Origin of the sequence: Clostridium sp. KNHs214, assembly GCF_000744935.1 — a bacterium.
In the GTDB taxonomy this organism is placed as follows: Bacteria; Bacillota; Clostridia; order Clostridiales; family Clostridiaceae; genus Haloimpatiens.
In genome coordinates this window covers 752,919-777,462 of sequence record NZ_JQMW01000009.1, presented here as the reverse complement: position 1 = coordinate 777,462, position 24,544 = coordinate 752,919, and the positions used below count along the sequence as shown (strand labels likewise).

Below are 24,544 nucleotides of genomic sequence, written 5' to 3'. Positions count from 1 at the left end.
TATATTAAACTAAAATACAAGTATATTTCGAAGTCCTTTTAAAAGACTTCAAAATTAACTGACTAAATTTAACTTACCCCGGTGTTTCACCTTGTCAGCGTGACATTAATTCACTATGTTTTGAAAATCCTATTTCAGACATAACAAAATGTGATTTCCGAAATCCGTACTAACAAACAAGTTCACAAAATGAACTTAGGTACGTTTAATTTCACGAACCCTTTTAAAAGGGAGCGTCAAATTAAACGTACTAACCTAAACAAGTTCACAAAATGAACTAAAGGGTACTCAAACTTTGAGTACCCTCCAACTTGTCGGATGCAATTAACTAAAAAAATGTGAGGGTGTAGGTTTAACCTACACCCTTTACTTTTGTTCATGTACTTCTTTTGTAGCTTGTCTTACACTTGACTGTCCAAAATATGTACCTATAACCATACTAAATATAGTTAAAAATTCTGTACTAGAAATATATTTACCTAAAGCTAGTATACAAAATACTATTGTTAACATTAACGCTATTATCTTTTTAATCTGAAAAAAGTTAAATATAAATTCCTTCATAATTATATATACCTCCTATGCTCTTAATAATACTTTCCATGTATTAATACCTACAACACCATCTACACTTAATCCATTCGCCTTTTGAAATTGAAGTACTGCTGCTTTCATTTCCTCTCCAAATGTTCCATCTGCTCCATACTTAGGCAATTTGTATCCTTTTAATAGTAATATTTTCTGTATAATCCTAGTAATATTACCTTTTGCTCCTTGCCTAACTACTGGTAAATGGTCAATTGTAATATCTCCAGCCCATCCATCTACTTTTATTCCAGCATTATATTGTATATTTAATTCGTTTTGAAGTTCTCGTATAATATCTCCATTAATATTTACTTGCCATGTTTCTTGTTTGGTTTGAACTGGCTTACTTATTGCAGCTTCATTTATTATTTTCACATAGTCTTTATGTATATAGCATCTATTATATCCCTTATACAAACTATAGCAGTGATACCACTCACCCTCTAAACTCCATAAGGTTACTTTGTCACCTTTGTTAACACTTCCTAAAATAGCTCCATCCATACCAGCATCTAATCTAACATTAACACCATTACCTGTTATAACTCCAATTTTATCTCTTACACTTGTATCGCTAGTTGCAGAGGGAGCAGTTTTAGTTGTTGAAGTGGAAGCTTTTCCATTAACAACTGCATTTCTTATTTCTTCTAGTGGGTAATTTCTCCCTGGACAATCTGTACTATTTAATTCTCTGTGACCTTTAATATCTTTTATACCTAGTGATTTACATAATGATATAATAGCTTGTTTTTGTACTTCTGGCATTGTTTCTACCATATATTTTCCTTCGGCACATATGCCAATTGTATTAGTGTTGTTATGCAAACAATGTGCGCCCATAGTATAATCCGGTCTACCTTTGTATATTTGTCCATCTTTTCTAACAAAATAGTGATATCCTATGCCTTGCCAACCTCTACCTCTGTGCCATCTGTCTATATCTTCTACGGTACAATTTGTAGCTTCTGCATGGTGTAAAACTATTCTACTAGGATAATTATTATGTGGTAATCCTTTTAACCTTCTACTTACTTCTGTTTCTATAATATTCATTCATACATCATCCTTTCTATTTTTAAATTTATTACTCAAATAATCTACTTAAACAATCCATGTTGAATTGCATAAAAAAAGAAGCCTACAAAGCTTCCTACAAGTAATCCCATGAACCATCTAATTGTTACTGTTAATCCTTTTAAATCCTTACATAAGTTCTTAATTTCTGTCCTAAACTCCCTTCCATCCTGTTCTATCTTATCCAATCTTCTGTCATGTTCTTTTATTTCTTCCGTATGTTCATTTATCTTTATTTCCATTACTTCATTATTCATTTCCATTTACCTCCTCTAATTATTTTCCACCTCCTATTGGTACTATTTTAAATATTTACTCGATTTTTTGCATAATAAAAACCTCTAACTTTTATTTGTTAGGGGTTTTATTTTTTTAATTATACAGTTTTTATTCAGCTTTCTTTACAAGCTTGTCCTCAATTTTAATGTAATTTTCATAATTATATTTACATTCTTTACACTTTTCAATTTGTTGAATATTCATATAATATCCTATTTTTTTACAAACATCTATCATAATTTTACCATCATCATTTATTTTAAAATTAGAATCTTCCAATAATAAAGATTTATGTATTCTTTTAATATCACTTATGTTAATAACTGATTCTTTGCCTGTAAGATTTCCCAAATAATGAAAATTAGGCAATTCAGGATTATTTTTAACATAATTTATTTTTTCTTTATTTCCACCAAAAGTTGTTATTGGTATAACGTATACAAACGGATAATCAGCATCATTATTAAACTTATCATTTTGCACGATTAACGCCATTCTTCTTTTGTGTCTTATAATAACATCAATCTCATTAGATTGTTTTCTTTCATTGATACTATTGAAATCTAAATTATTTTCTTCATGTATTTTTCCAGTATATGAAGCATTTTTAATTGAATCATATATAATTAAAGGTCTTTGTTCTGAAAATGGGATAGCTGACCAAAATATTTTTCCTCGTTTAATTTCATTATTAGAAACTAACTCTATATCTTTATATTCCATTTAATTTTCCATCATTTCCTTAAGTAATTTTATATCTTTTTCATTTAATTTATCTAAAGCTTCATCATATTTACTTTTGTAACTTTTAGTAGTAAAATGCTTTTTATCTTCTTTAGATGCTTTAAACTCTCTTAAATTAATCACCTTTCCCATATTTACCCCTCCATTATTTTTACTTGTCCATCTCTTTAATATCATTCTACCACATTCACCCCTCGATTTTCAATATTTAACAAAATATTTACGATAAACATGAATAATTTTTATGTTTTTGCATATAATTCATTTTCAATATTCACTATGCTAACCATGTAGATAATTATTATTCATGTTTATATTTATCGGTATTTATATTCATACCTATATATTACCATAAATTGTAAATATATCAAACTGGTAAATGGGAGAATGAGGTGAAAATAACTAAACCTCCAGTACCACTAAAGAAGTCTAGTTATTTACGTCTTTCACCTTTATTTTATTAATATACAGTCATGTCTGATATACTTATATTATTATCGTCTTCAAAAAATAATATGATTTCGTTTCCATCTGAATGCCAATCTTGTATGTCATCTTCTCTAATATACACATCACAAATTTCTTCATTGTTGGCATAATTGTGATTAGGCACTTTGGTAAATCCTCTATGTTTTAATTCAGATTTTTGTAAAAAATTTAAATAATTTTTATCAACTTCATAAAATTTTAATTGGGTCATCATATCCTCCATATTCAGAACAGCAAAAAAGGTAAGAATATTTTCTAATTCTCACCTTAATAAGCCATTAAGTTCGCTCTTAAAGTGGCGAAACACTCAACATTAAGTTCACCTTTTAAAGTAGTGAGACACTTGTCATTAAGTTCGCTCTTAAAGTGGCGAAACACTCAACATTAACTATTTAATTTTAGTGTGTATATTAAGTATATATTTAATTGTGCACAAAGTCAAGTATTTTATGGCATACTTTTGTAAAATTGTAAGTTATGCAATAATTCAATTATATAACGTTTTTGAGTTATTCTTTATTATTTATATTTAATTCTTTCTCTAATGTTTCTTCAATATTATCAAAATCCCAATACCAAATTTCTAATATTTTTATATATTATTTTCCACCTCCTATTGGTACTATTTTTAAAATTAATTAAATATTATTTTTGATTTTTATTTAATTTTTTGCTTCTACTATTGCTTTATTTTTTACTCTTTCTTTGAAAGTTGTTTCTTTCATTTCTTCCCCCTCATAAACAAAAGGATGACAAAAGTCATCCTTCCATTGATTTTTAGCAGTTTACTCTGTAATGGTAATGAGTTTTAGGTCTTCATACCGACCAATGGATATGGGTTTTTCGTCTCCATACCGACTATATTAATTTTAATAAAGTTTACCATACTAGTGAGTAATACTCTAACCGTCACACTCGGTATAATCACCATAATATTTTTTAATTCTCTATCTGTGATACTGAATCAAATGTTATTCCAGAAAAACTGATATACTCCACGTTTCCACTCATATAACATATATCTCCATTGGGGTCTATATCTACTCTTCCAACAACATTTCCGCCCGTATTAACACTAAATATCTCCCTGAATGTTGGTCTATAGGGTGGGTCTAATGTAGCTATAACGCTCCCACTACTAGCAGTTCCGTTACTGTTTCTTATCATACCTCTCAATCTAACAACACCACATCCTTCCATTTTACAAACTAAATCACTATAATTACCACCGTACCAACCCCAGCCACCATTCGGAATTATAGGATGCCAATAATCTCCTGTGTTTGTTGTCCAAAAGCCGTATTTTTCATTAAATTTAGCTACTACTTGTGTGTTAAATAGCCCCGTTGGGTCAGTTTCTATTACATCGGTATGCAGACTTAGCTTTGGTGTAGCTATTGTAAAATCAATAGCTTTTTTCCACTCTCCATCCGTTCCTGGTGTACCATCTTGAAAAATACCATTAGGCTCATATTCGGTACGAGCTGGTTTATTCGAGCTCAACCAACCATTTTGCATATCTATTGTATTAGTCAGTACAATTTGGGCGGGTTCCAAGGATGTCTCTATTTTCTTATTGTAATCAAGCCATGTTTTATCTTTACCTTGTAGCCACACATGACCAGCGTCCATTATCAATTTTCTTGTAGCATTTTCGTCAAGAATGCTCCTCTCTCCGTCTGTAGCAATAAAAGTTCCACCCTTGATTATACTTCCCTCAATGTCAACGGCTTTTATCTGTCCTGCTCCTAAGAAATTACAATTAATTCTCCCATACATGTCGATAGCGGTTTCCCACTCAGATTCGGGGATGTTATAGCCACGTGAATAAGCCAATCCATTTTTGTTCCATCTCCATACTTGTGTCGCTGTTGAAGGGTCTTCGGTGTCCATGATTAGAATTTCGCCATTACGCTTAACTACATAGCCGCCGAGTCCTTTTTGGATTACATCAATAGAATCATTCATAGATTTTTCTAGTTCAGATTTTGTGGACTGTAGATTTTCTTTTAACATATCTACAGAATTTTGTACGCTATTTAATCTTTTCATTACATTATTTTTTATATTATTTAACATATTTTTAAGTTCAATGTAAGTATCATATGTTATGTCCCAATTACAAATTTTAAGATTTATTAAGTCGATTTCATAATCTTCACTACTTTCGTTTATTTTATTCAATTCATCTATATATTCTTTCTGTTTATTTTCTTCTAATGTTTGAAATTTTTCATCAGCTTTTAACATTTCAACTAATTTTTCTTTGTCAACTATTAGCATTTGTGACAAATTAGCTAACTCTGTAGTATATGAATTTAATACATTTTCCTGATTAGTCAATCTTTTGTTGCTATAGTTTATATCCTTACTTAATTTATTTATCTCTCTTTTAGTTTCGGATCCAAACTTGTCAACATAGTTACCTAATTCTAATTTTATATACTTTTGAGAAATACAATCATACTGATAGCTTATTATCCTAGCTTGTATGTGTATACTAAGCGGTTCATAATTAATTGTTACTGAATCACCAATAAAACATTTCTCTAATATTTTATATTCCTTGTATTCTTCTGTGTCAAAGAGGGATACAAAATCAACTCTAAAGTTACTCTTTGGTACATCAATATGTTGTTCAGAGAATAGTTTATTTGTTTTTTCTCTTAGCAACCTATATATTTCATTAATATCATGTATTCCCTCTTGGTTATCAGCAACTAATTGTATATCATCAAATCTTTTTTCAACTATATATGGGTGACTATAATTACTTATAAGAGGACTGTCTATGAATTTTTCGGGTAGCTCTATAACTGTATTATTTATAGAGTTTAGACAAGTTGATATTACTCTCGTACATAGTTCCGTTGTGTCTGTTTGTACTTCTATTCCAGTTATATTTTTACCATATTTGAGCGTAAATCCTCTATCAACTCCCCTATGATTTTTCATAATTATATTGAAATTATCTCTTACTATTTCACCACCCCAACGGTTAAGAAAGCTATTTTCATCATTTCCCAATAGACAATCAACAATATTTTTTCTAATATAATAACCAGTAGAAACTGTAGTAATATCACTAGAACCTACAAATCCCATTTGTACTATAGAATCAGCTAGTAATTTCTTTATAGCGTCATCTGCTAATGTATCTGTTGGTCTACTGTCAAGTACCATGTTGTCTAAAAGGTCATAGAAAATATGATAAGCAACAATGTGTATAGATTTTTCATTCTCCCTCTTGTGAGTTATACGGAATAACTGTTTTCCATATTCGGGTGTAGGTACTTTTATAATATTTTCTTCTGTAAGATATTTATACTTTTCACTTTCTGTAATAGGATACTCCATTTCTAATTTATATAATCCGTTTAATTCTTCTGTGACAACGCAACTTATACATTCATTCAACACACATAATCCCATGTGTCCAAAATCTTTCTCACGTTTATCGTAAACATTAATCATGTATTATTTTCACCTCCAATATTCAAATAAGGTACTTCCAAAACGGAAATACCTTATAAATAACATTCATTTTTTTTAATTTTTATTAATTGTATATTCCCTTCCCATGTTATGGTAGACTCTCCTACCGAGAAAACTGGAAAGTCTGAATATAGTTTATTGTTTTGTCCTTCTAAAACTCCATTGTATTCTTTGTAACATTCCTCTATATCTGTATTAATTGTTATGGAATCTTCTATATTTTTTAGCAATATATCTTTGGTAGAATTGTTGTGTTCAATATGAAGTATTATATCTCCTGTACCTACAACTGATATAATCGGTTTACATTCAAGTGTACCATTATTGCATATATTTATTTTCTTCTTGTTAATCGTATGCCATTCTTTAATGTATGGTGGTATATCGGTATTAACTTGCAATGTACCGCCCTTAAAACTCTGTAATGTTAATGGTTGTGGTAATTTTTCTATAAACGGTGTTGCTAGTTCGTAGTAAACTGTAGGTGCTAGTGTTGCTAATGTTTGTTTTAATTGTTCTATTGTTGTTATACCACCTTTTTCATATACAAATACTAATCCACTTGCTGTGGCGTAAACCCCATTTTTATTTTTAGCCATATATTCATCATATGTTAAATACGGAAGTTTATCACAAAGTAACACAGAATTACTTTTACCATTCCAAGGGTCTAGAGCCATGTAAGCATGTGTTGTATTTGTACCGAAATACCTCCAGTTACTTTCTGTACCATTTAGTACCATTTTACCTATTTTTCTAGTAATCGTATCTCCACTAGCAAGGTCTCTAACGTTATTAAAACCTCTTAAAACAATGTTTAAAATGTCTAATTTATCGCTCTTGTGAGGTTCGTATGGTGTTGCGGTTGTACCTTCTTCTATCTGTAAATCTCCATAAGTTTGCGTTATTCCTGTTTTATTAAATATTTCAAATGTTATTATATTTTGTGTTGCAGTATAACTTCTTCCAGTAACCTCTGGTAGTAATATTTGGTTATTATCTCTAAGTCTAAGTATAAAATTGTTATTATTACTTGATATGGTGTAAGTTTTACCTATTACAACATTTTTCTTAATTCGTAAATGTGAATTATTATCTAAAGTATAACTATCTGTATTTTTAATTCCTGTTCCATATCCAATATACCAATCATTAAAATTCGCTAAGTTTTTCCCACACGATAAAGCTTCTATTTTATTGCCCTCAACTTCGCCTACTGATTTAATACCATCAAACCACTTTATATTAGCATCGCACCATTCTTTCGTAGGCTCGTTACCTGTTCCAAACATGGCGGTTAGGTCTATACAAAGCATTTCCTTAAACTTAATTTTCTTTTCCGAACTCCAATTTAGAATTCTTTGATAAAAAGTTACTGCATTAGAATTATTAAAGGAACTGATAACTGAATATCTTTTCCAAATATTGGTTGGCACATCTGCACAGCTTACTCTAGCACCTTCTATCCCTATTTCAATTGAATCAGCATAATCAGTGTATATATTGCAACTGACATAGTATTTGTGTTGTGCTGTACCATTTATCATAGTATAAACACCTCTAGCTCCAGCATCGTTAGGAGATGCTGTTAAAACATTATTTTCAACACTAATAGATGATAAGTTTCCCATCCACCCAGTAGTTCCATTACTAAAATCTCCATTCTGTATTTCGTTTTTTAATGTATTACCACCTATCTCAATATTCATCATTCCATCACAAGTGGCATTCGTACTAACTATATTTCCTAAAACTGAATTGCTAGTTGTTTCTACTTCCCAATTTATTTCATTTTCATCTTTTAAATGTTTTAATGGCTGACATTCAAATTGAACTATAAATCTATATGCTAATGGTATAATTTTCTCAAAAGGTATCTGATTAATTATTGTAGCTTTATAAATTTTGTCAGATTCATTAGAAAATATAACCTCATCACTACCATCTAGCCAAGCACATATTTTATCTATATTTCCATCCATTAATGTACATTCTACAGATTTAACAGTGGATTTATATGTTTTATAATCTTTTGTTAGAAAACCGTCTCTACCTAGCACTTCTATTTTTTCTACATTTTTTTCTGATTTAATAATTTGGGGTAGCTTATTAACTACTATCCCCATATCCAAGCTGTTAGTATTATTGAAAATAAAATAAGATTGCATTAATAAGCACCTCCTCTACTTAAATTATATTGTTTTTTGTAAAATTCAAGTTCTTCAGCAAAACTCTGTACACTTTGTTTTCTATCGTTTACAAATTTATCTATCGTTATATTTATTCCACCATTTCCACCTAAATCTCCACTTGTTAATGCCTTATTTTCTTCTTTAGTTAAAACTCTTTCGCCTTGGTGTAATCTAGCTATATAACCATCATATGGTACATAATCAAGTCCGTTATAGTGACTTCCATTATATCCACCACTATCACTCATTTCATTCTTACCTTTTCGCCAAAACATTAATTTATCTTTTAGCCATTCAACCTTTTTACCTACCCAACCAGTTAAGTCTCTCCATATATTTTTCATACCTTCCCATACACCTTTAAAAATTGCCTTACCTGCGCCAAAGAATAACTTAGCGGCACCTTTTATTATTTCAACTAATCCTTTAAGTAAGTTAGGTAATAGTTTTTTCATACCTTCCCAAGCGGATTTAAATATACCTTTTACACCTTCCCATACTTGTCCCCAATCACCTTTTATAATTCCAGTTGCTACCTTTATAATATTTTTAATTATATCTAACGCTGTTTTTATTATTATCTTAATGCTATTCCAAATTGGTACTACTATAGCCTTTATTTGTTCACCGTTATTTTTCCAAAAATCCTTTATTGCTTTAAGAGCTTCCCCAACAAAGGTTTTTAATCCATCCATTATTTGTTTAATAGAATCAAATACACTACTTAAAAATTCTTTAAATTCTGTTGCACCTTCGCTTGAACCATTAAACCAATCAATAAACGCTTGTAGTAATTTACTTACATTCCCTATTGTAATTTCTAATAAATATCCAACAGATTCAAATAATTTTGTTAAAATTTCTTGTATGATGGGCATATTTTCTTGTAGCCATCCCACGAATTTTTCTATCAAAGGACTTAGCTTTTCTCCCAATTCCGTAAATAATCCCATAAATTGTTTTTTTAGCAAATTTAACTGTACTTTAAGAGATTTGTCATAAGAATCAGAAGCTTTGGATACCGCACCTTCCGTTTCACCCATACTTTTTATAAACTTTTCTATGTCAAGGTCGCTTTCTCCCAAAGCTTGTGCCATTTGGGGACCCGCTTTAGCACCAAAAATTTCACTTGCCATCTGTGCTCTTTTCATGGGGTCTTCACATTCAGATATGTCTTTTGTTAGCTTTTTTAATTCTTCTGGAGATTTAACTTTTTGTAGTGCTTTAGAAAATGCGGTACTTGCAGTCTGTGCATCTATACCAGTCTGTGCAAACATAGCCATATAACCAGTGGCTTCATCCATAGACATTCCAACTGCTTTTGCCGCAGGAGCCATTTTAGTTAATCCTGCTTGTGCATCCTGTACGCTCATGCCATAATCTTGACTAAGTACAAGCAACTTGTCCATAGAAAGAACAGCTTCGTCCGAAGTTAACCCCCACGCGTCTCCGAGGTCGTCTATAGCCCCTACCGCTTCATCATTAGCTTGTCCCGTTACTTTCGCATAGTTCATATAGTTCTGTGCGTATTTTTTTATATCATCAGCATTCATACCTAATGCCGTGCTCATTGCCTCTGCAGTTTTCGCTATATCTTCATAGCTATCCTCATTTACTTTGTACAAATCCATTACAGTATCTTTTACTTTTTTTGTTTCTTCTTCTGTCATGCCAGTATGCGCTTGAAATTTTGCCATATGGTCATCCAATTCAACAACGTTTTTAATTCCTGCCACTGCCATGCCACCTACTGCCGCACCTATACCAACTACTGCTCCCGTTATTCCAGTTTTTATTTTTCCACCTATATTACCAGCAAAACTCTTCCACTTACTTTCATTTTTTTCTATGTCTTCATTAGCACCATCAAAACTTTCGTTCCAACCTTTTTTATTTAATACCAAATCAAAACCTAGTTTTCCTAGATCTATCATAGCCATATGTATATATCACTCCCTTCAAAAAAGGCATAAAAAATACACCCTTTTTTTAAGAGTGTATTTTTCTATCTTCTTTTATTTTTTGTTCCAATTAGTGTTCCTATTGCACCTAATGTTATTCCTAAAACTAAATATTTAGTAAACCACCATGCTAATTTAAATGGTAGTAATAAAGCACTAATTAATATATTTGTATGTTTATTGTTTTCAATTTTATTATTACTTATAACTTCCGTATTTCTTAATCCTGTGTGCGGGATAGAAATGGTTCGTCTTATTTTTCCATCTGTACCTTTACTGTATCGTAATCCTTTTATCCCGCCACTAATTCCTATTCCATTTTTGCCAAAATTTAACCTTATTCCATTGCCTAAACTTTTGCTTTTTCTAAATTGCCAACTCATTTTTATCTCCTCCTATTGATATTAACTATACCACAATTATTCTTTTTTGTAACCTTTTAGCTTTTGTATTTTGTCATAATCTGGTTCTACTTGTTGTAATCTATGTGCTTTCTTTAAGTATTCCCTACCTTCCTCTGTACTCATTTTATCTTCGATAAAAGAATATTTAAAATTAGCTAAGAATAAATCATGTGGCATTTGCAATACTTGTTCTTGTGTCATATTAGTGTATTTTATAACCATACGTATTCTATACATTATATATTCCATTAAATCAAAGTCCCCACAGTTATTTACGCTTGGTACAGTGGGGACTGCTAGTTTGGGTTATTCTCCAATTCAGTCATAAATTCTGTATAAGATTTAATAATAGCAATTTGCATATTCAAATGTAATTTTTCTTTTACAAATTTGCTATCAAATTTTCTATTGTCTTTATTGTGATTTAATATACTAAGTGTCATGTCTCTAGTTATCTTTAACATTTCTTGTGGTTCAATATCACCTTTTATATTCACATGTGCCAATATTTTTATAGCCAAATCCTCACTTGGTTTCTTAACATGCAATACATCATCCTCACTAAATTTTATGTCAAAAGTTTCCTCTTGGAATACACTTAAATCTAATATTTTACTCATTTATATCATTCTCCCTTCATTTTTTATAAATTATAAAAAGGGTAGCTTAAAACTACCCTACTATACTGTTGCGGTATATTCATCTTTTATTTCTACAAGTGTTCCATCTGTTTGGCTTATTGCTTTAAATTCAGCATCTATTACAGTTTCTTTATCACCGTTGAATTGTAGCACAAAACCATTTCCCGCAGTAGCAACCATGGATATTCTTAGTTTATTTTCATTATCTTTAGTATGTACAAATCTAAGAACTTGATTTTTAAGTGCTTTTGCTCCACCTATCTTTAATGTTTTTACATGCTTAGTAGAATCATCACTTACTTTTGCAGGAGTTAGCTTTTCTAAGTTTTCTATCGCCCAAGTTAATATTCCAGATTTAAATGTTACCTCTTCTTTAGTTATAAATCTTTTTACAACCTCACCGTCATCATCTGTAACTTCATATTCGGATGGCTTGTATTCTAAAGAAGCACCACCCTTTATTCTACCAACACTATTTGTTTCAACTTCAATTACACTATCTTCTGGTATAGCTTTTCCATCGTACTCGCTTATATATAGTTTTCCACTACCTAAAATTACTTCATCATCTTTAACTGCCATATTATATTACCTCTCTTTCTTTCCATTTTATTTGAAATAACAAAATCCTCTCTATTGTATGTGTAGCATCATTTTCCAATGTTCCACCACCAACTAAAGAAGATTTTAAAATACTAATATTTTCATATGTAAATGTTTGTTCATATTCCTTTATATCTAACAATTTATTTATTCTCTTTTCAATTTCTATCATTTTGTCATAATCATCACATATAATTCTTAATTCCAATCTATTTTCCCTTATATCTCCACCGCTAACAATACTATCTGTATATACAATACAAGTATCATTATTTCTTGTAAATAGTGGATATATTTTAGAATCCTCTAACGTAGAACCTAGAAGGGAATTTAATTCAATATCATTATTCAAAGTTAACAACCACCACTCCAAGTGGTGGTTTATTTTCAGCCCTATAAGGGCTTTTTACCAGCCACACCTAAAGGTGTCTTTCACAGGCCATGGTACTTACAACCTCTAAAGAGGTATTATCTTAAACCATCTTCCTGCTTATCTTTCTCCTCTTGATTTTTTATATATTCTAATATTGTTTCCTCGTCTACGTTACCTACACTTGAAACATAGTACCCTTTTGCCCAAAAATGTCTATCCCACTTTGATGTTTTATTTGGGTACTTATCAAATATCATAAGTGCACTTTTACCTTTAAGATAACCCATAAATTCTGATATACTTAATTTGGGTGGAATACTTACATACATATGTATATGATCCTTGCATATCTTCCCTTCTACCAATGTTACTCTTTTCATTTCACATAACTTTCTCAATATCTCTCCCAAATCTCTTTTTATATTGCCATATAATATCTTTCTCCTATACTTTGGTATGAAAACTATGTGATACGTGCAATTCCATCTACAATGTGATAAACTACTATTGTCCATTTGGACCGCCTCCTCTGTTTTTGATATGGCCTGCGAAACCAATATCATTATAACATAGGAGGTTTTGTATTATTCCATGTAACGCTACTGCTTACCCTATTCTCCCATGCATAGCATGGGGATTAATTTTGTCATTTATTTAAAATAGCATATATCATTTTAACCCCTCCAACGTGTCAGCAAATATTTCTCCTATCTTATCTCTATTAGAATCTAAAGCATCCTGCATAAACCTCTTACCCTTTTGCCCTTGTGTAAGGTGTTTACCTTCCCACTTAACCCCTTCACCTTCCCAACTCCAAGGTGTTTGTCTACCATTTCCATCTTGTGCATATATTCCAGTACCAAACTCAATGTAGGGTGCATATTCCACATTTGTTCCAATCCTACCTTTTACTTCTTCGTCTCCTACTTCGGTATCGTGTGTAATAGAAGCTCTTAATCGTCCTTCATCCACTGGACAATTCTTTTTAGCATCTGCTTCAATGGTTAATAGTGCTTTCTCCATACCTTTTTCAAGCAATTTTTCTATTTCAGCTTTCTTGCTTTCCATTTTGGAAATAGCTTCCCTAGCACTCTGTACTACATTTACATCAGCCATTATATATCACCCTCTTGAGGTATAACTGTGTAAACTTCCCTATAGGATTAGCAAAAGTAATTTCATATATTTCATTATCTCTAACAATTCTATTTACAACTTCTTTAATATTTTTTTCTGTAGATAGTCCAGTATTTGTAGATTCAGAATATTTAATATTATTAGAAGTGAGAATTGTATAGTTTGCGGGATATATAGCCACATCAATTTCCTTTACATCAACCCAAGTTTCTTTCCACTGTCCACTTTTAGATTGTACTTTTTTCTTTTCTTGTAGAGTGTACTTTTCCATATTCCTATTAATAATCATAATGTCCTTAATCTCCTAAATTGATTTAGTTGGGATTTAATATCAGCAGGAATGTCTTGGTTAAATGTTTGGGAAATTCCAGAATAAGATTCGCTTTGTAGACCTTCAGAACCTAGTTTGTTATATCGTAATATAACTAATTCATCTACTAAGTATTGCATTTGTGGTAAGATTTCCGTTTGGTTTGTATAAGATAGTATTTTTTGTTTGGCATTAGAGATTAGATAGCTTAATAGATTGTCTTTAGAATTGTCTTGTATGTTTAATAGTAATTTTATATTTTCCAACATTATTATACCCCCTCATTAAAAAATTAGAGGGGTTAAATTACCCCTCATCAATTAAGCAACTGGCTTGTCTTTTAAAGTAGTCATTAATACAACTTTAGTTTCATCTCTTACATAAGCAACATAATGTTCGTCACCATAGTATTCAGAAGACTTAGTGTTAGCGTGTCTATCCTCTTCTATATTAACAGATTTAGCCATTTCTATTCCTAGTGCTCCAACTTTAACAATTGGGTTATCAAAAACGTCAGTTGAAGCAGAATTTATTGTTTTCTTATAAGATTTTACTTTACCACTCACGATTATTTGACAACCTGCTATTTCTCCTATTACACCAGTAGAAACAACTTTATCTCCCATATCAGAAGCTCTAGTAAATAGTGAGTCTAATTGTAAAGAAGCCTTTTGAAGTGGATTTATAAATAATACTTTTGCTTCATCGTCCTCTTCTCCAAACATTGCAGTAGCTTTAACGATAGATTCATAACCAATTGTGTCTTTTGTTCCATCGTATTTAGCTTTTGCACCTTTTAAAGCAGTATAGCAATCAGAGTCTATTTTATCTGCCAAGGACATTTCTAATTGTTTCTTTCCTTCGTTTACAACTTCTTGTCCTCTTCTTATTACCTCTTCATCTGTTAATTTAATTCCTTTAGCAGCTTTTTTAACGGTAACATCTTGAGAAGTCATTGCTAAGTCAGAGATTGGTATTTCCTTTCCTTCTGCAACATCTACGGCTTCTCCTATGTAACCATATTTTTCTACTTTAATAGTATCTCCAGCTACATGTGTTAAAGTATTATTTACTTTAGAAACTGGTGCAAATTTTAATTTATTAGGTAAAGTAGCACCTATAACCTCTCCTAAAACTACGTTATTAATTAGTGTATTAGCCATATATATCTACCTCTTTCTTTCTAATTATAGTAGGCGTTGTTTTTTGTCTATTCAGCCGTTTACAAGACAATAAAAAATAACTACATTAGGTATATATCATTTCAACCTTCTATAGTTATTTCATTATTTGTTTATATTGTTCTGGATTTTCATTTGCAAATTTATTCTGTTCACTAAAATTCATTTTTAAAAAATCTTCTCTAGTTATAGTTATATTTGTATTACTACCTGCTTTTGGTGTATTACCCTTGAGTTTTTCATTGACAGCCTTTTCTATAGCCTTTTGCCACTCTGCTTCAAATGTTTTGATATTATCTAAAGCAGTTTCAGCATCATTTGCTATCAAATAACTTGCAAATTCTGTAGGTAATCCCTTAGAATTCATTTGTTTAATTATTTCAAGTTCCATTTTTTCTCTTTGGTATTGCTTTCTTTCTTCCTCGAATTTGGCTTTTTCTTTGTCAAATAAAGCTTGTTGTCTTTCTGCTTCGCTCATCTTAGCAAGTTTTTCAGCTTCCAATTTTTCAGCTTCAGCCTTTTTTCTTTCTCTTTCCAAACGTTTAGAAATTATCTTTTCTATATCTTCCTGTGAAAAAGTCTTTTCATTGTTTTCCTTTGTTTCTGTAGCTACATCTGTTTTAGTAGTTTCTTGTGTTTTAGAATCTACTGCACTAGATTCAGTTGTTTCAGTATTTGTATTTAAATTTGTGTTATCTTCCATAATTATTTACCTCCCCGTTTTAAGTCCGTATGACTATTATTTTTTAGATCCATACATCTTTTAATGTCATAAGTAAGTTTTGGACAAAATAAAAAAGACATTTAATCAATGTCTATGAATAACTTTTTATTATCCTTTATAAATTGATATATTCCTTTTCCTAATTTTCTTACTTGTTCTTCTTCTAAATTACTTTCTACAATTTCATCTATTCCATGTAAACATTCATGTATAAAAGTACATTTCTGTTGGTCTTCACTATAGAAAGAAGAAATATTTATATTTCCATTATCATATTCAATATTTCCATAGCAAACTTCATTTCCATCAATTATAGGGGCATCTTGTATATTGATTTTGTAATCTTTATAACCTATTTTAACTCCATTAGGTATATCCATATTAACCCTCCTATTCAATGTAAGGTACTAATGTACAACGACAATTTGCATGTATTGGTAACATAGGAGCATCCTCAATATTATAAATACCTTCCATGCTACTACAATCATCACAAAGTCGTTCATCATTTGCAACTATTAATTCTACTTTCTCAAGTCCTGCTTTTTTATAAGTATCATATGTGGCACTATTGACTATATGCATAGTTTCACTTCTCACTAAACGCCTACACTCGTACGCACCTTTATTCATTCTGTCTTTTAAATCTCTAGCAATATCGGTGTTTGATTTACCTTGTACTATTCCTTGTGTTACTGTCTCACTTAAATTTTTAATTAATTTCTTTTTATTATCCCAAATTCTACTAGAATAGTCTGCACCGCTCCAAGGATAATTAATACTTCTTTCAATTTGCTTTTGTGGTATAATACTAAAATCAATTTCAATTCCATTTTTATTTAATAATTTACCACTTCCAATACAAGCATTTACATAGTTATCTATTAGAGCATTTTTAGTAAATGATTTTTCTTTTCCACCTAAAGATTTAACTATATCCTTAATATTATTAATCATCTTATTGTATCTATCATATTTATATATTTCCGTCATAGACAATTCACCATTTGTGCTAAATTTTCTGAATAAAGTATCTACAACAATGTACAACTCTTCCAAAGAAGTTTTATATTCTCCGAGAAATTTAACAGTATTCGTTTCTTGTTTATTATAAATAGAGTGCAATAATTTTTCTTGCCTTTTTTGCCAATACTGTAAGTTATTCATCTGTATCACCTACATGATTATGTTCTGTATAGCCATTAGTATTAATCTTATCTTCTGTTTCTGTATCTGATATCATATCTAAATTAAATGTTTCATTTTGTTCAGATTTAATTTGTTCTAATTCTTTGTCCACATCTTCAATTCCTATCTCTGTTAATAATGTTTTCTTACTTACATTTGTACTCATTTTAACAATATCGTCAGCGGTTTCATAAAGTCCTGTAGGTAGATTTTTGTGGAAATGAATACCTATATCTTTGTAATTAAAATTATAACCTTTAAGATTTAGTATATTAGTTATCAATCTAATCCTAGTTTGTATTCCCTTATAAAATTTTCTTTCCTTATTAATTATTATGTCTGATGCAGTAAACATTTTAGTTTTTAATGCACTACCAGATACATTAGAATTAATTTCCTTTGACAAGTCTGGCACATATGACATCTTGTGTATATCTTCAGCCAAGTTATTCCTATGATTATTAACTACTTGGTCATTTAATTGTTTAGTAAGAAAATAAGCTTTTCCATTCTCAGAGGTTAAAATAGTTCTATTGTTATTCATAATTTTTATATCATCCTCAGTAGTACCACTCATATTCTCCAAAATCAAATAAGCATTAGAAAAATATTCTATATCATTGCTTATATCTGCGAAGTTTTTATTATACATATCATTCAATGTTATTATATTTTCAAAATCCCCTCGACGATAACGATTATTAGGAAACTCTACGATAGGTACTTCTTTGAAATAGTGTTCTTCTCCACAATCAAATGTTATAGTATCTTCATTTTTTGTGTAATGATATATATTTGTTTTAGTATATATATCAATTTTTATAATATCTTTATCATCTATATAATTATGTATTTTATAATATCTCATAGCGGCACAAGGTATATTTTTAATAGTTGTATCGTAAATCATAATTACACTATCTGTGTCTAAGCAATCAAAACATATTTTACCTTCTTCATCCAAGTATACTAATTCAAAACTTTGTCCTTTTATACTAGACTTGTGTGCCAAATCATGGTTTTCTGTTTGCTCATCGTTATCCTTAAATATTTCTTCTAATATAGTAAGATATTCTTTATTATTAGAAGTATAAGATATTGGTTTACCGACAAAGAATCCTGTTAATGTATCTGTTATGTAAGAACAAAAATTTGATACAGGTTTATTATTGGGTTTGTCCGCATCATCTATTGTTCTTTTTAAAATTTCATGTTTTCCCCTGTAGCAATCATCTAATTTTTTAAATCTATCATTAACTATAGGATCATGTATTTTTAATAATTTATTTATTAATTCTGTAGTAATATCATTATCTTTAATATCCATAGTTATTTTTATATTATCTATCATTCTTTCACTCCCTTCCTAAATCCCTGGTATTTTAATACTTGTTGCTTTATTTATTGGTTTGCAGCCATCTCCAAAATTTTCACACAAAGCAGTTAAACAGTCTTCAGCATCATCATGTTTATTTTTTCCGTCCTTAGAAAATGTAATTATATGTTCCCAAAATTCCTCAAATCTTTCTTTTACGTTTTTAGGAAATAATACATTTTCCTCTATCCAACTAGAAGCCATTAGTATTCTAGTTTGTTTATTTTTAGTTTGTTGTTTCCATTTAATAACTGTATGGTTTGTATTATATTTTTCTATAAGTAAATCTTGTAATCTACGTGCAAAACCTTTACCTCCATTATTAGCTTCAACTATACATACATTAACTTTATTTTCATATAGTAAATCTGTTACTAAACCTTCAGTAATTTCCATTCTTTCTTGCGTATAAACAACATCTAAAATGTAAAGTTGATGATTATAAATACCTGCCACGATAGCACAAAGATAGTCTTTTCCTGTATCGGCAGTATCTACAAAGCAAACTATAGATTCGAATAAGCTATTACCCTTATCATCTTTAGGTATATTTTCATATTTATTTAAGTTTTGATACAATGCACCCTTCATGTCTATGCAAATTTGGTTATAATTCGCCATAAATATTAAATCTGACATGGACTTTTTAAGCATCAAGTATTTTTCATAATTCAATATTGAAGAACATAACATTTTATCTTGCTTACGTGTTTCGTCACATGCTTTTAGATTTACTTCATACCAATTATCTTTATCATTACTTAAAACTCTTCCTATTAAGTCTTTCTTATTCCACCTAGTTTGTATTATTATTGTTATTCCATCACCCTCAACTCTACTCATTAAAGTATCTGTATATTGTGTATATATACTTTCTAAAACATTATCGTTTAAAGCTTCTTCAGCATTTTTGATGGGGTCATCTATAATTAATAAATTACAACCTCTACCAGTAAAACTTGAACCAAAACCTCCACCATAATATGAATTATATCCTCCCTCTATAGTCCAATCATTGACGGCACTATTACCCTTTTTAATAACTGTGTCTGGGAATATATTAGAATAAATTATTTTGTTGCTACTTTTAGTTTCAGAAATTAAATCTCTACAATTCCTAGAAAATATAGTACCGATAGATTCGTTGTATGAAGCGGTCATTATGGAATTGGATTTATTTATTCCTAGACACCAAGCCGTAAATAAGCCTATTGTACGTGATTTACCATGTCGTGGAGGTAAACTTAAAGCTAAATTACGGTATGGTTTGTTGGTTTTAGTATTAATTAATTTACCTTCGTAAATTTTTTGTAAAGTGTTACATAGATTTTTTAAATATGTACGGTCTTCTTTATAGAAATCTGGTGCAATGGTTTTACAGAATGTCCAAAATGATTCTCTAGATTCTAATATAGCTTTTTGCTTCAATAATTCTAATATTTTACGTTTTCGTGCTAACTCATCCAATCCATACCACCTCCCTTGAATACTTTTGAAAATTTGAAAATTTTTTTGTTAGCTTTTATATAGGGTAATTCTCCCCATATTGAATGTACCCCCATATCTACACATAAAAAAAGAAGATAGACTTATTTATCTACCTTCTAAAATTCTTTAATGCATCCTCATATTCATCATCAACTATATGTGTGTATATCATTGTTGTACTTAAATCGCTATGTCCTAAAGCTTTCTGTACTAGTCTTATATTCTTTGTATCTCTTAATAAATCCGTTGCATATGTGTGCCTTAATGTGTGTGGGCTTATATGTTTAGTTATACCAGCTTTAGTTGCATATGTATCTATCATTCTTCTAATACCTCTATCATCTAATTGTTTCTTGGTATTAGTTACAAATACATATTCACATACACCTAGCTTATCGTTCTGTTTAATCCTGTATTCTCTTAGTATTTCAAGTATATCTTCTCCTATCCATACTATTCTATCTTTATTACCTTTACCTTGTACCACCTTTAACTGTCCTGTAGCTAAATTAATGTGTTTCCATTTCAGATTAATCATTTCAGATAATCTCAATCCAGTATTTAAAAATAACTGTATCATTACTTTATTTCTATAACTATTAAAGTATCTTACATTAAATATATTAATTAGTTGTTGTTGTTCTTCTTCTGTTAAAAATTCTGGTATTTTTCTTTTACTCATAAACTAACACCTCTTTTATACTTTTTACCCTAAAATACATATTACAGGGTATTATTCACTTATATTTATAGTATAAACCATGAATATATAAAATTCAAGTATAAAAGGGTATTATTCACATTAAAATCTTTCTTTTATTTAGTGTTATTATCTTCTACATTAACACCTAATTCTTCTAATTGTTTGTTTATATCTTCCTCAGATAACTTATTACTATTATCATTTATAGTTAATTCTTTCTTTTCTATAAACATTTGTTTATATCGTGCTAATAATTCCAGTGCTTTTAATTTATCAGAATGTCGTGCTTCATCGTCTAATGCTATTTTTTTTATATTATCTACTATTTCACCTATAGTAATATCACAGTTATCCTTATATTCTTCTAATAAATCGTTTATGTACTTCTTGATATTAACATTTCCTAACAGTCTACTACCAGATGCACTTGCTTCTTCTTCAGCACAATTGTAAACTCTTTTATAAGCTTGTGTAATATTCAAATCTTTTAAATACTCTACACAAAATAATTTCTGCTTATCGTTTAATTTGCTTTTTATATTATCTTTTACAATTTTGCTTGCCATTTTATTCACCTCACTTTCATATTTAATTGTTACATATCATCAAATTTTCTTTATTTATTAAGCATACTTTTATAGGTAATTTAAATCTATCAATTATATCTAACGCAGTTTGATTAATTTTACTTGTTACTAAATATGTATCTTTGATTTTTTTACCTGCTTTTTCTGCTAATAATATATAATCTAAAATTTGTCCTAATGCTGATATAATTTCTCTATGTTTATTTTTAGGATTTTTACATTCTATTAATACACATTCATTATTTTTTAAATTAATTAAAAAATCAATTCTAGGTTTATTACCTCCAAACCTTTTATTAATAATAAAACTTTCACGTTCATGATTTTTGTAGTCTAAATTCAAAATATCACTAACAAAACTTTTCATGTTAATATCTAAATAATTTTGTAAATCTTTTTCTTTTGGAAAATCATTTGAATTATTAAAGATATTATCTTTTAAATCTATAGTTATTTTCCCCATAAAATCCCTCACTCTCAATTAATTTTTTACATTAAAAAAGAGCAAGGTGGTGATTGTTCATCACAAATCCTTACTCATTAATACTTATATTTACACAAAATAAAAAGAGTACCTTTTCAGATACTCTAATAATTACTATTTAAAATGTTCTTTTGATATTTTCATAGCAGCTTCTATTCTAAGCATTTTAATAATTTCCTCTTTATTATTTTTTATTAATTCATTAAAATCTTTCCACAATTCTTCATCTACGTTATTATTTTTTTCATAAGCAATAGCTTTAAGAATATCTACTTCGCTTGATTTATTAATATCTACACCCTTAAAATTTTTTAAAAACTTTTCGTAATCAATATCTAAATTATAAAAATTCATATTGTCATCTCCATTATAATTTTATTCTTTTAATTCCACGTAATATCAATTTTATTATTACATTTCTTACATTTACCATTTCCATCTTCAAGTATTTCAATTTGTGTTTTTTCCTTGCAATGAGGACATTCACGCTCTATTACTTCCCCTTCGATATATTCACCTATAACTTCTTTTTTATTATTTCTTACATATCTCATTAAATCATCCAAATTGTTAAATGAAGGCATTTATATTCTACACCTCTCTCCAAATAGAATATTTTACAACATATCCAAACAAATACATTGTAATACTGTAATATTCTATATAAACCATACAAATCCTTCTATTCTCTAAATTTAATAATTTTAATAATTTTATTAATTGTTATTTAAATAGTTTGCCACTTCTTTCAGTGAATTAAAATACTTTCCACCATTTCTCTCTACCATTTTTCCAACTTGATTTAAAGAATAAACCTGACTCTTTGTAAATATATCATTATCATCTGTTTCAAGTAAGCAAAATATAGTTTTGTTTGGTCTTTTGTTACTATCGTCCACCACCTCTGCAATACTATAAACTCCCATCATTTTAGGAGTTATAGTATATAAACAATAGTCACATTCCTTCCTTTGCTTTCGTTCTTCAGCCATACATTCCTCTGTCCAATCTTCAACTACTGGATTAAAATAATCTATTTTTAATAATTTAATTAAGTCATTTCTCCATAAACTTTCATTACATGTTCCACCTAAAAATACTTTCATTTTATTATCTTTCATATCATTTACCATCCTTCTTAATTGTTATTTAAATAATATTTAATGTTATTAACATTATTAACATAGAATAACATAATATTTTATAACAATTTAATTCAAATTTTAAATCTTCATATTTATAGTTTATATCCTTATCATTCACAAACATCACCTTTCTATCTAAACTTAATATTATTGTCTATTAGTATATTTTGTAATCTGCTAATCTCATCCTTTAATCTCCAAATCTCGTGCATATCATCTAACTTTTCTTGAAGTAACTTTTCTATTTTTCTAAAATCTTCCATTTTCTCTTCATATTCATATTGTTTTATTCCTCTATGTATTTGTCTTTCTATTTTATCTAAACTCCTATCAATTTCATTACATCTTTCTAATATATTCTCCATTTATAATTACCACCTTTCATTTTATTTTATTGTTGTTCTTCTAATCTTAATTTTCTATTATCATCCTTTAACATTTTTATATATCTGTTATATCCAATTATATCTACACATAGTTCTTTTTTTTCATGAACTGAATCATAATATTTATTTGCTTCTTCTATATTTTCTTTAGTTTTTGGTATTAGAAAATATATAATTCCTTCTATTCTCTTTTGCTCTATGTATATATTATTTACAAATCCAACATAAGCTGCTTTATTTAAACTTGTTGTATATATGTAATTTTCTCTATCAAACACCTTTTCACCTCCAGTTTTAATAAGAGGTGTTACTTTTACGGTAACACCTCTAAATATTTCTATCCCGCTATGTATATTTTTCTGTAATTTTGATATAATATTTAATAATTAAATTAATGTAATTTACATATAAATTTTTTCTAGTGTGTCTATTGGCGTAGATGCACTTTTTTCTTCTATTTTTACACTTCCCCAACGTTTACCTTTATATATATTATTGATATGTGTAGGACTAACATTATATTGTCGAGCTAATTCTTTTTGACTTACACCTTTTTTTAATAATTTTTTTATTTCTTTTACATCACTCTCACATAACTTAGTACAATGTCCATTATTTTCCCCTTGTTGAGCTTTACACATTTTACTTGTATCCTTAACTTTACTTCCACCATGATTTCCACCGTGTTTTTGTTTGTTTATTACTGTCCAACCGTCAATTTTCTCTATGTATTTAATCCACCAATCTTCTCTTTCTTGTAACTCACTTTTGTTACATTCTTCTAATATAGTATACTTAATTCTCTTACAATCATTGTTATAAGCTTCTTGTAATTCTTTATATCTATATACTCCAGATTTTAAGAAAGATGAATGATTACTCCACCTTTTACCTATATCACCTGTTCGTCCTACATATATATTTCCAGTTTTTACGTCCTCAACTCCATAAATTCCACACACTTTCATTTTCATATTTTATCTCCTCCTATTA

General features: G+C 29.3%; 33 protein-coding genes. All 33 read right to left on the bottom strand.

Annotated elements, in window-relative coordinates; all coding sequences use genetic code 11:
• Positions 1-366 precede the first annotated feature (366 nt).
• The 33 genes from CC89_RS06165 to CC89_RS06000 all read right to left on the bottom strand — a co-directional run bounded on the left by CC89_RS06165 (position 367) and on the right by CC89_RS06000 (position 24,525).
• Positions 367-564 carry a hypothetical protein gene (locus CC89_RS06165; RefSeq protein ID WP_035290293.1) on the bottom strand — a complete coding sequence of 66 codons (198 nt, stop codon included), beginning with the start codon at positions 562-564 and terminating at the stop codon, positions 367-369.
• A gap of 15 nt (positions 565-579) precedes the next feature.
• Positions 580-1,641, bottom strand: coding sequence for a peptidoglycan-binding protein (locus CC89_RS20420; protein ID WP_185750688.1), 1,062 nt, complete (start codon positions 1,639-1,641; stop codon positions 580-582).
• A 44-nt stretch (positions 1,642-1,685) separates the two neighbouring features.
• Positions 1,686-1,919 (bottom strand): hemolysin XhlA family protein, encoded by a 234-nt coding sequence (locus CC89_RS06155; RefSeq protein WP_035290290.1) that lies wholly within the window; start codon positions 1,917-1,919, stop codon positions 1,686-1,688.
• A 130-nt stretch (positions 1,920-2,049) separates the two neighbouring features.
• Complete coding sequence (locus CC89_RS06150) at positions 2,050-2,664, bottom strand: type II toxin-antitoxin system PemK/MazF family toxin (protein ID WP_035290288.1); 615 nt, start codon at positions 2,662-2,664, stop codon at positions 2,050-2,052.
• Positions 2,665-2,817 (bottom strand): hypothetical protein, encoded by a 153-nt coding sequence (locus tag CC89_RS06145; RefSeq protein ID WP_185750687.1) that lies wholly within the window; start codon positions 2,815-2,817, stop codon positions 2,665-2,667.
• A gap of 328 nt (positions 2,818-3,145) precedes the next feature.
• On the bottom strand, positions 3,146-3,385 hold the full coding sequence (locus CC89_RS06140; RefSeq protein ID WP_035290282.1) for a hypothetical protein: 240 nt from the start codon (positions 3,383-3,385) through the stop codon (positions 3,146-3,148).
• Positions 3,386-4,113: 728 nt separating this feature from the next.
• Complete coding sequence (locus CC89_RS19475; RefSeq protein ID WP_051931542.1) at positions 4,114-6,648, bottom strand: phage tail spike protein; 2,535 nt, start codon at positions 6,646-6,648, stop codon at positions 4,114-4,116.
• A gap of 53 nt (positions 6,649-6,701) precedes the next feature.
• Positions 6,702-8,837: a hypothetical protein gene (locus CC89_RS19470; protein ID WP_051931540.1), complete on the bottom strand. Its 2,136-nt coding sequence runs from the start codon at positions 8,835-8,837 to the stop codon at positions 6,702-6,704.
• Positions 8,837-10,801 carry a phage tail tape measure protein gene (locus tag CC89_RS06120; RefSeq protein WP_035290279.1) on the bottom strand — a complete coding sequence of 655 codons (1,965 nt, stop codon included), beginning with the start codon at positions 10,799-10,801 and terminating at the stop codon, positions 8,837-8,839. The genes CC89_RS19470 and CC89_RS06120 overlap by 1 nt, the downstream gene beginning before the upstream one ends.
• A 65-nt stretch (positions 10,802-10,866) precedes the next feature.
• Entirely contained in the window at positions 10,867-11,205 is a 339-nt protein-coding gene (locus CC89_RS06115) for a DUF4236 domain-containing protein (protein ID WP_035290277.1), read from the bottom strand.
• Between the two features lie 36 nt (positions 11,206-11,241).
• Positions 11,242-11,475, bottom strand: coding sequence for a hypothetical protein (locus CC89_RS06110; protein ID WP_035290274.1), 234 nt, complete (start codon positions 11,473-11,475; stop codon positions 11,242-11,244).
• Between the two features lie 47 nt (positions 11,476-11,522).
• Positions 11,523-11,846 (bottom strand): hypothetical protein, encoded by a 324-nt coding sequence (locus tag CC89_RS06105; protein WP_035290271.1) that lies wholly within the window; start codon positions 11,844-11,846, stop codon positions 11,523-11,525.
• A 60-nt stretch (positions 11,847-11,906) separates the two neighbouring features.
• The gene (locus CC89_RS06100) at positions 11,907-12,449 is read right to left on the bottom strand and encodes a hypothetical protein (RefSeq protein WP_035290268.1); all 543 of its coding nucleotides are present in this window, start codon (positions 12,447-12,449) and stop codon (positions 11,907-11,909) included.
• Position 12,450: 1 nt separating this feature from the next.
• A complete protein-coding gene (locus tag CC89_RS06095) occupies positions 12,451-12,822 on the bottom strand; it encodes a hypothetical protein (protein ID WP_035290266.1) in 372 nt (123 codons plus the stop codon).
• 116 nt (positions 12,823-12,938) lie between these two features.
• Entirely contained in the window at positions 12,939-13,358 is a 420-nt protein-coding gene (gene tnpA / locus CC89_RS06090; RefSeq protein WP_035288110.1) for an IS200/IS605 family transposase, read from the bottom strand.
• A 154-nt stretch (positions 13,359-13,512) separates the two neighbouring features.
• On the bottom strand, positions 13,513-13,959 hold the full coding sequence (locus CC89_RS06085; RefSeq protein ID WP_035290263.1) for an HK97-gp10 family putative phage morphogenesis protein: 447 nt from the start codon (positions 13,957-13,959) through the stop codon (positions 13,513-13,515).
• Entirely contained in the window at positions 13,952-14,269 is a 318-nt protein-coding gene (locus tag CC89_RS06080; RefSeq protein ID WP_035290260.1) for a hypothetical protein, read from the bottom strand. Before CC89_RS06080 ends, CC89_RS06085 begins: the two co-directional genes overlap by 8 nt.
• The gene (locus CC89_RS06075; RefSeq protein WP_051931538.1) at positions 14,266-14,559 is read right to left on the bottom strand and encodes a phage head-tail connector protein; all 294 of its coding nucleotides are present in this window, start codon (positions 14,557-14,559) and stop codon (positions 14,266-14,268) included. Before CC89_RS06075 ends, CC89_RS06080 begins: the two co-directional genes overlap by 4 nt.
• Before the next feature lie 51 nt (positions 14,560-14,610).
• A complete protein-coding gene (locus CC89_RS06070; protein ID WP_035290257.1) occupies positions 14,611-15,453 on the bottom strand; it encodes a N4-gp56 family major capsid protein in 843 nt (280 codons plus the stop codon).
• Between the two features lie 115 nt (positions 15,454-15,568).
• Positions 15,569-16,174, bottom strand: a complete 606-nt coding sequence (locus CC89_RS19465) for a DUF4355 domain-containing protein (RefSeq protein ID WP_051931536.1) — start codon at positions 16,172-16,174, stop codon at positions 15,569-15,571.
• 101 nt (positions 16,175-16,275) lie between these two features.
• Positions 16,276-16,575 (bottom strand): hypothetical protein, encoded by a 300-nt coding sequence (locus CC89_RS06060; RefSeq protein WP_035290255.1) that lies wholly within the window; start codon positions 16,573-16,575, stop codon positions 16,276-16,278.
• Between the two features lie 10 nt (positions 16,576-16,585).
• The gene (locus CC89_RS06055; protein ID WP_035290252.1) at positions 16,586-17,362 is read right to left on the bottom strand and encodes a minor capsid protein; all 777 of its coding nucleotides are present in this window, start codon (positions 17,360-17,362) and stop codon (positions 16,586-16,588) included.
• Entirely contained in the window at positions 17,355-18,734 is a 1,380-nt protein-coding gene (locus CC89_RS06050) for a phage portal protein (RefSeq protein ID WP_035290249.1), read from the bottom strand. The genes CC89_RS06055 and CC89_RS06050 overlap by 8 nt, the downstream gene beginning before the upstream one ends.
• A 15-nt stretch (positions 18,735-18,749) precedes the next feature.
• Positions 18,750-20,225 carry a phage terminase large subunit gene (gene terL, locus CC89_RS06045; protein ID WP_051931534.1) on the bottom strand — a complete coding sequence of 492 codons (1,476 nt, stop codon included), beginning with the start codon at positions 20,223-20,225 and terminating at the stop codon, positions 18,750-18,752.
• A 130-nt stretch (positions 20,226-20,355) separates the two neighbouring features.
• Positions 20,356-20,928 carry a tyrosine-type recombinase/integrase gene (locus tag CC89_RS06040; RefSeq protein WP_035290246.1) on the bottom strand — a complete coding sequence of 191 codons (573 nt, stop codon included), beginning with the start codon at positions 20,926-20,928 and terminating at the stop codon, positions 20,356-20,358.
• Positions 20,929-21,062: 134 nt separating this feature from the next.
• On the bottom strand, positions 21,063-21,515 hold the full coding sequence (locus tag CC89_RS19460) for a terminase small subunit (RefSeq protein ID WP_051931532.1): 453 nt from the start codon (positions 21,513-21,515) through the stop codon (positions 21,063-21,065).
• Positions 21,516-21,537: 22 nt separating this feature from the next.
• Positions 21,538-21,999: a hypothetical protein gene (locus tag CC89_RS06030; protein WP_035290243.1), complete on the bottom strand. Its 462-nt coding sequence runs from the start codon at positions 21,997-21,999 to the stop codon at positions 21,538-21,540.
• A 135-nt stretch (positions 22,000-22,134) separates the two neighbouring features.
• Positions 22,135-22,374, bottom strand: coding sequence for a hypothetical protein (locus tag CC89_RS06025; protein WP_035290240.1), 240 nt, complete (start codon positions 22,372-22,374; stop codon positions 22,135-22,137).
• Between the two features lie 29 nt (positions 22,375-22,403).
• A complete protein-coding gene (locus tag CC89_RS06020) occupies positions 22,404-22,586 on the bottom strand; it encodes a hypothetical protein (protein ID WP_207641499.1) in 183 nt (60 codons plus the stop codon).
• A gap of 150 nt (positions 22,587-22,736) precedes the next feature.
• Positions 22,737-23,141, bottom strand: a complete 405-nt coding sequence (locus tag CC89_RS06015) for a nucleoside 2-deoxyribosyltransferase domain-containing protein (RefSeq protein ID WP_286161310.1) — start codon at positions 23,139-23,141, stop codon at positions 22,737-22,739.
• Positions 23,142-23,296: 155 nt separating this feature from the next.
• Complete coding sequence (locus tag CC89_RS06010) at positions 23,297-23,530, bottom strand: hypothetical protein (RefSeq protein ID WP_035290235.1); 234 nt, start codon at positions 23,528-23,530, stop codon at positions 23,297-23,299.
• Between the two features lie 26 nt (positions 23,531-23,556).
• Positions 23,557-23,829: a hypothetical protein gene (locus tag CC89_RS06005; protein WP_035290232.1), complete on the bottom strand. Its 273-nt coding sequence runs from the start codon at positions 23,827-23,829 to the stop codon at positions 23,557-23,559.
• Between the two features lie 123 nt (positions 23,830-23,952).
• Positions 23,953-24,525 (bottom strand): GIY-YIG nuclease family protein, encoded by a 573-nt coding sequence (locus tag CC89_RS06000; protein ID WP_051931530.1) that lies wholly within the window; start codon positions 24,523-24,525, stop codon positions 23,953-23,955.
• Between the last annotated feature and the right edge of the window lie 19 nt (positions 24,526-24,544).

Excerpts from the sequence above, each read along its gene's own strand:
- CC89_RS06145 (WP_185750687.1), bottom strand. The coding sequence starts at position 2,817 with ATGGGAAAGGTGATTAATTTAAGAGAGTTTAAAGCATCTAAAGAAGAT.
- CC89_RS06155 (WP_035290290.1), bottom strand. The coding sequence starts at position 1,919 with ATGAATAATGAAGTAATGGAAATAAAGATAAATGAACATACGGAAGAA.
- CC89_RS06140 (WP_035290282.1), bottom strand. The coding sequence starts at position 3,385 with ATGACCCAATTAAAATTTTATGAAGTTGATAAAAATTATTTAAATTTT.
- CC89_RS06105 (WP_035290271.1), bottom strand. The coding sequence starts at position 11,846 with ATGAGTAAAATATTAGATTTAAGTGTATTCCAAGAGGAAACTTTTGAC.
- CC89_RS06010 (WP_035290235.1), bottom strand. The coding sequence starts at position 23,530 with ATGGAGAATATATTAGAAAGATGTAATGAAATTGATAGGAGTTTAGAT.
- CC89_RS06080 (WP_035290260.1), bottom strand. The coding sequence starts at position 14,269 with ATGATTATTAATAGGAATATGGAAAAGTACACTCTACAAGAAAAGAAA.
- CC89_RS06050 (WP_035290249.1), bottom strand. The coding sequence starts at position 18,734 with ATGATAGATAATATAAAAATAACTATGGATATTAAAGATAATGATATT.
- CC89_RS06165 (WP_035290293.1), bottom strand. The coding sequence starts at position 564 with ATGAAGGAATTTATATTTAACTTTTTTCAGATTAAAAAGATAATAGCG.
- CC89_RS06085 (WP_035290263.1), bottom strand. The coding sequence starts at position 13,959 with ATGGCTGATGTAAATGTAGTACAGAGTGCTAGGGAAGCTATTTCCAAA.
- CC89_RS06115 (WP_035290277.1), bottom strand. The coding sequence starts at position 11,205 with ATGAGTTGGCAATTTAGAAAAAGCAAAAGTTTAGGCAATGGAATAAGG.
- tnpA (WP_035288110.1), bottom strand. The coding sequence starts at position 13,358 with ATGGACAATAGTAGTTTATCACATTGTAGATGGAATTGCACGTATCAC.
- CC89_RS06015 (WP_286161310.1), bottom strand. The coding sequence starts at position 23,141 with ATGAAAGATAATAAAATGAAAGTATTTTTAGGTGGAACATGTAATGAA.
- CC89_RS06025 (WP_035290240.1), bottom strand. The coding sequence starts at position 22,374 with ATGAATTTTTATAATTTAGATATTGATTACGAAAAGTTTTTAAAAAAT.
- CC89_RS06070 (WP_035290257.1), bottom strand. The coding sequence starts at position 15,453 with ATGGCTAATACACTAATTAATAACGTAGTTTTAGGAGAGGTTATAGGT.
- CC89_RS19460 (WP_051931532.1), bottom strand. The coding sequence starts at position 21,515 with ATGGCAAGCAAAATTGTAAAAGATAATATAAAAAGCAAATTAAACGAT.
- CC89_RS06110 (WP_035290274.1), bottom strand. The coding sequence starts at position 11,475 with ATGGAATATATAATGTATAGAATACGTATGGTTATAAAATACACTAAT.
- CC89_RS20420 (WP_185750688.1), bottom strand. The coding sequence starts at position 1,641 with ATGAATATTATAGAAACAGAAGTAAGTAGAAGGTTAAAAGGATTACCA.
- CC89_RS06100 (WP_035290268.1), bottom strand. The coding sequence starts at position 12,449 with ATGGCAGTTAAAGATGATGAAGTAATTTTAGGTAGTGGAAAACTATAT.
- CC89_RS06060 (WP_035290255.1), bottom strand. The coding sequence starts at position 16,575 with ATGGATATACCTAATGGAGTTAAAATAGGTTATAAAGATTACAAAATC.
- CC89_RS06040 (WP_035290246.1), bottom strand. The coding sequence starts at position 20,928 with ATGAGTAAAAGAAAAATACCAGAATTTTTAACAGAAGAAGAACAACAA.
- CC89_RS06055 (WP_035290252.1), bottom strand. The coding sequence starts at position 17,362 with ATGAATAACTTACAGTATTGGCAAAAAAGGCAAGAAAAATTATTGCAC.
- CC89_RS19470 (WP_051931540.1), bottom strand. The coding sequence starts at position 8,837 with ATGCAATCTTATTTTATTTTCAATAATACTAACAGCTTGGATATGGGG.
- CC89_RS06120 (WP_035290279.1), bottom strand. The coding sequence starts at position 10,801 with ATGGCTATGATAGATCTAGGAAAACTAGGTTTTGATTTGGTATTAAAT.
- CC89_RS19475 (WP_051931542.1), bottom strand. The coding sequence starts at position 6,648 with ATGATTAATGTTTACGATAAACGTGAGAAAGATTTTGGACACATGGGA.
- CC89_RS06030 (WP_035290243.1), bottom strand. The coding sequence starts at position 21,999 with ATGGGGAAAATAACTATAGATTTAAAAGATAATATCTTTAATAATTCA.
- CC89_RS06000 (WP_051931530.1), bottom strand. The coding sequence starts at position 24,525 with ATGAAAATGAAAGTGTGTGGAATTTATGGAGTTGAGGACGTAAAAACT.
- CC89_RS19465 (WP_051931536.1), bottom strand. The coding sequence starts at position 16,174 with ATGGAAGATAACACAAATTTAAATACAAATACTGAAACAACTGAATCT.
- CC89_RS06150 (WP_035290288.1), bottom strand. The coding sequence starts at position 2,664 with ATGGAATATAAAGATATAGAGTTAGTTTCTAATAATGAAATTAAACGA.
- CC89_RS06075 (WP_051931538.1), bottom strand. The coding sequence starts at position 14,559 with ATGTTGGAAAATATAAAATTACTATTAAACATACAAGACAATTCTAAA.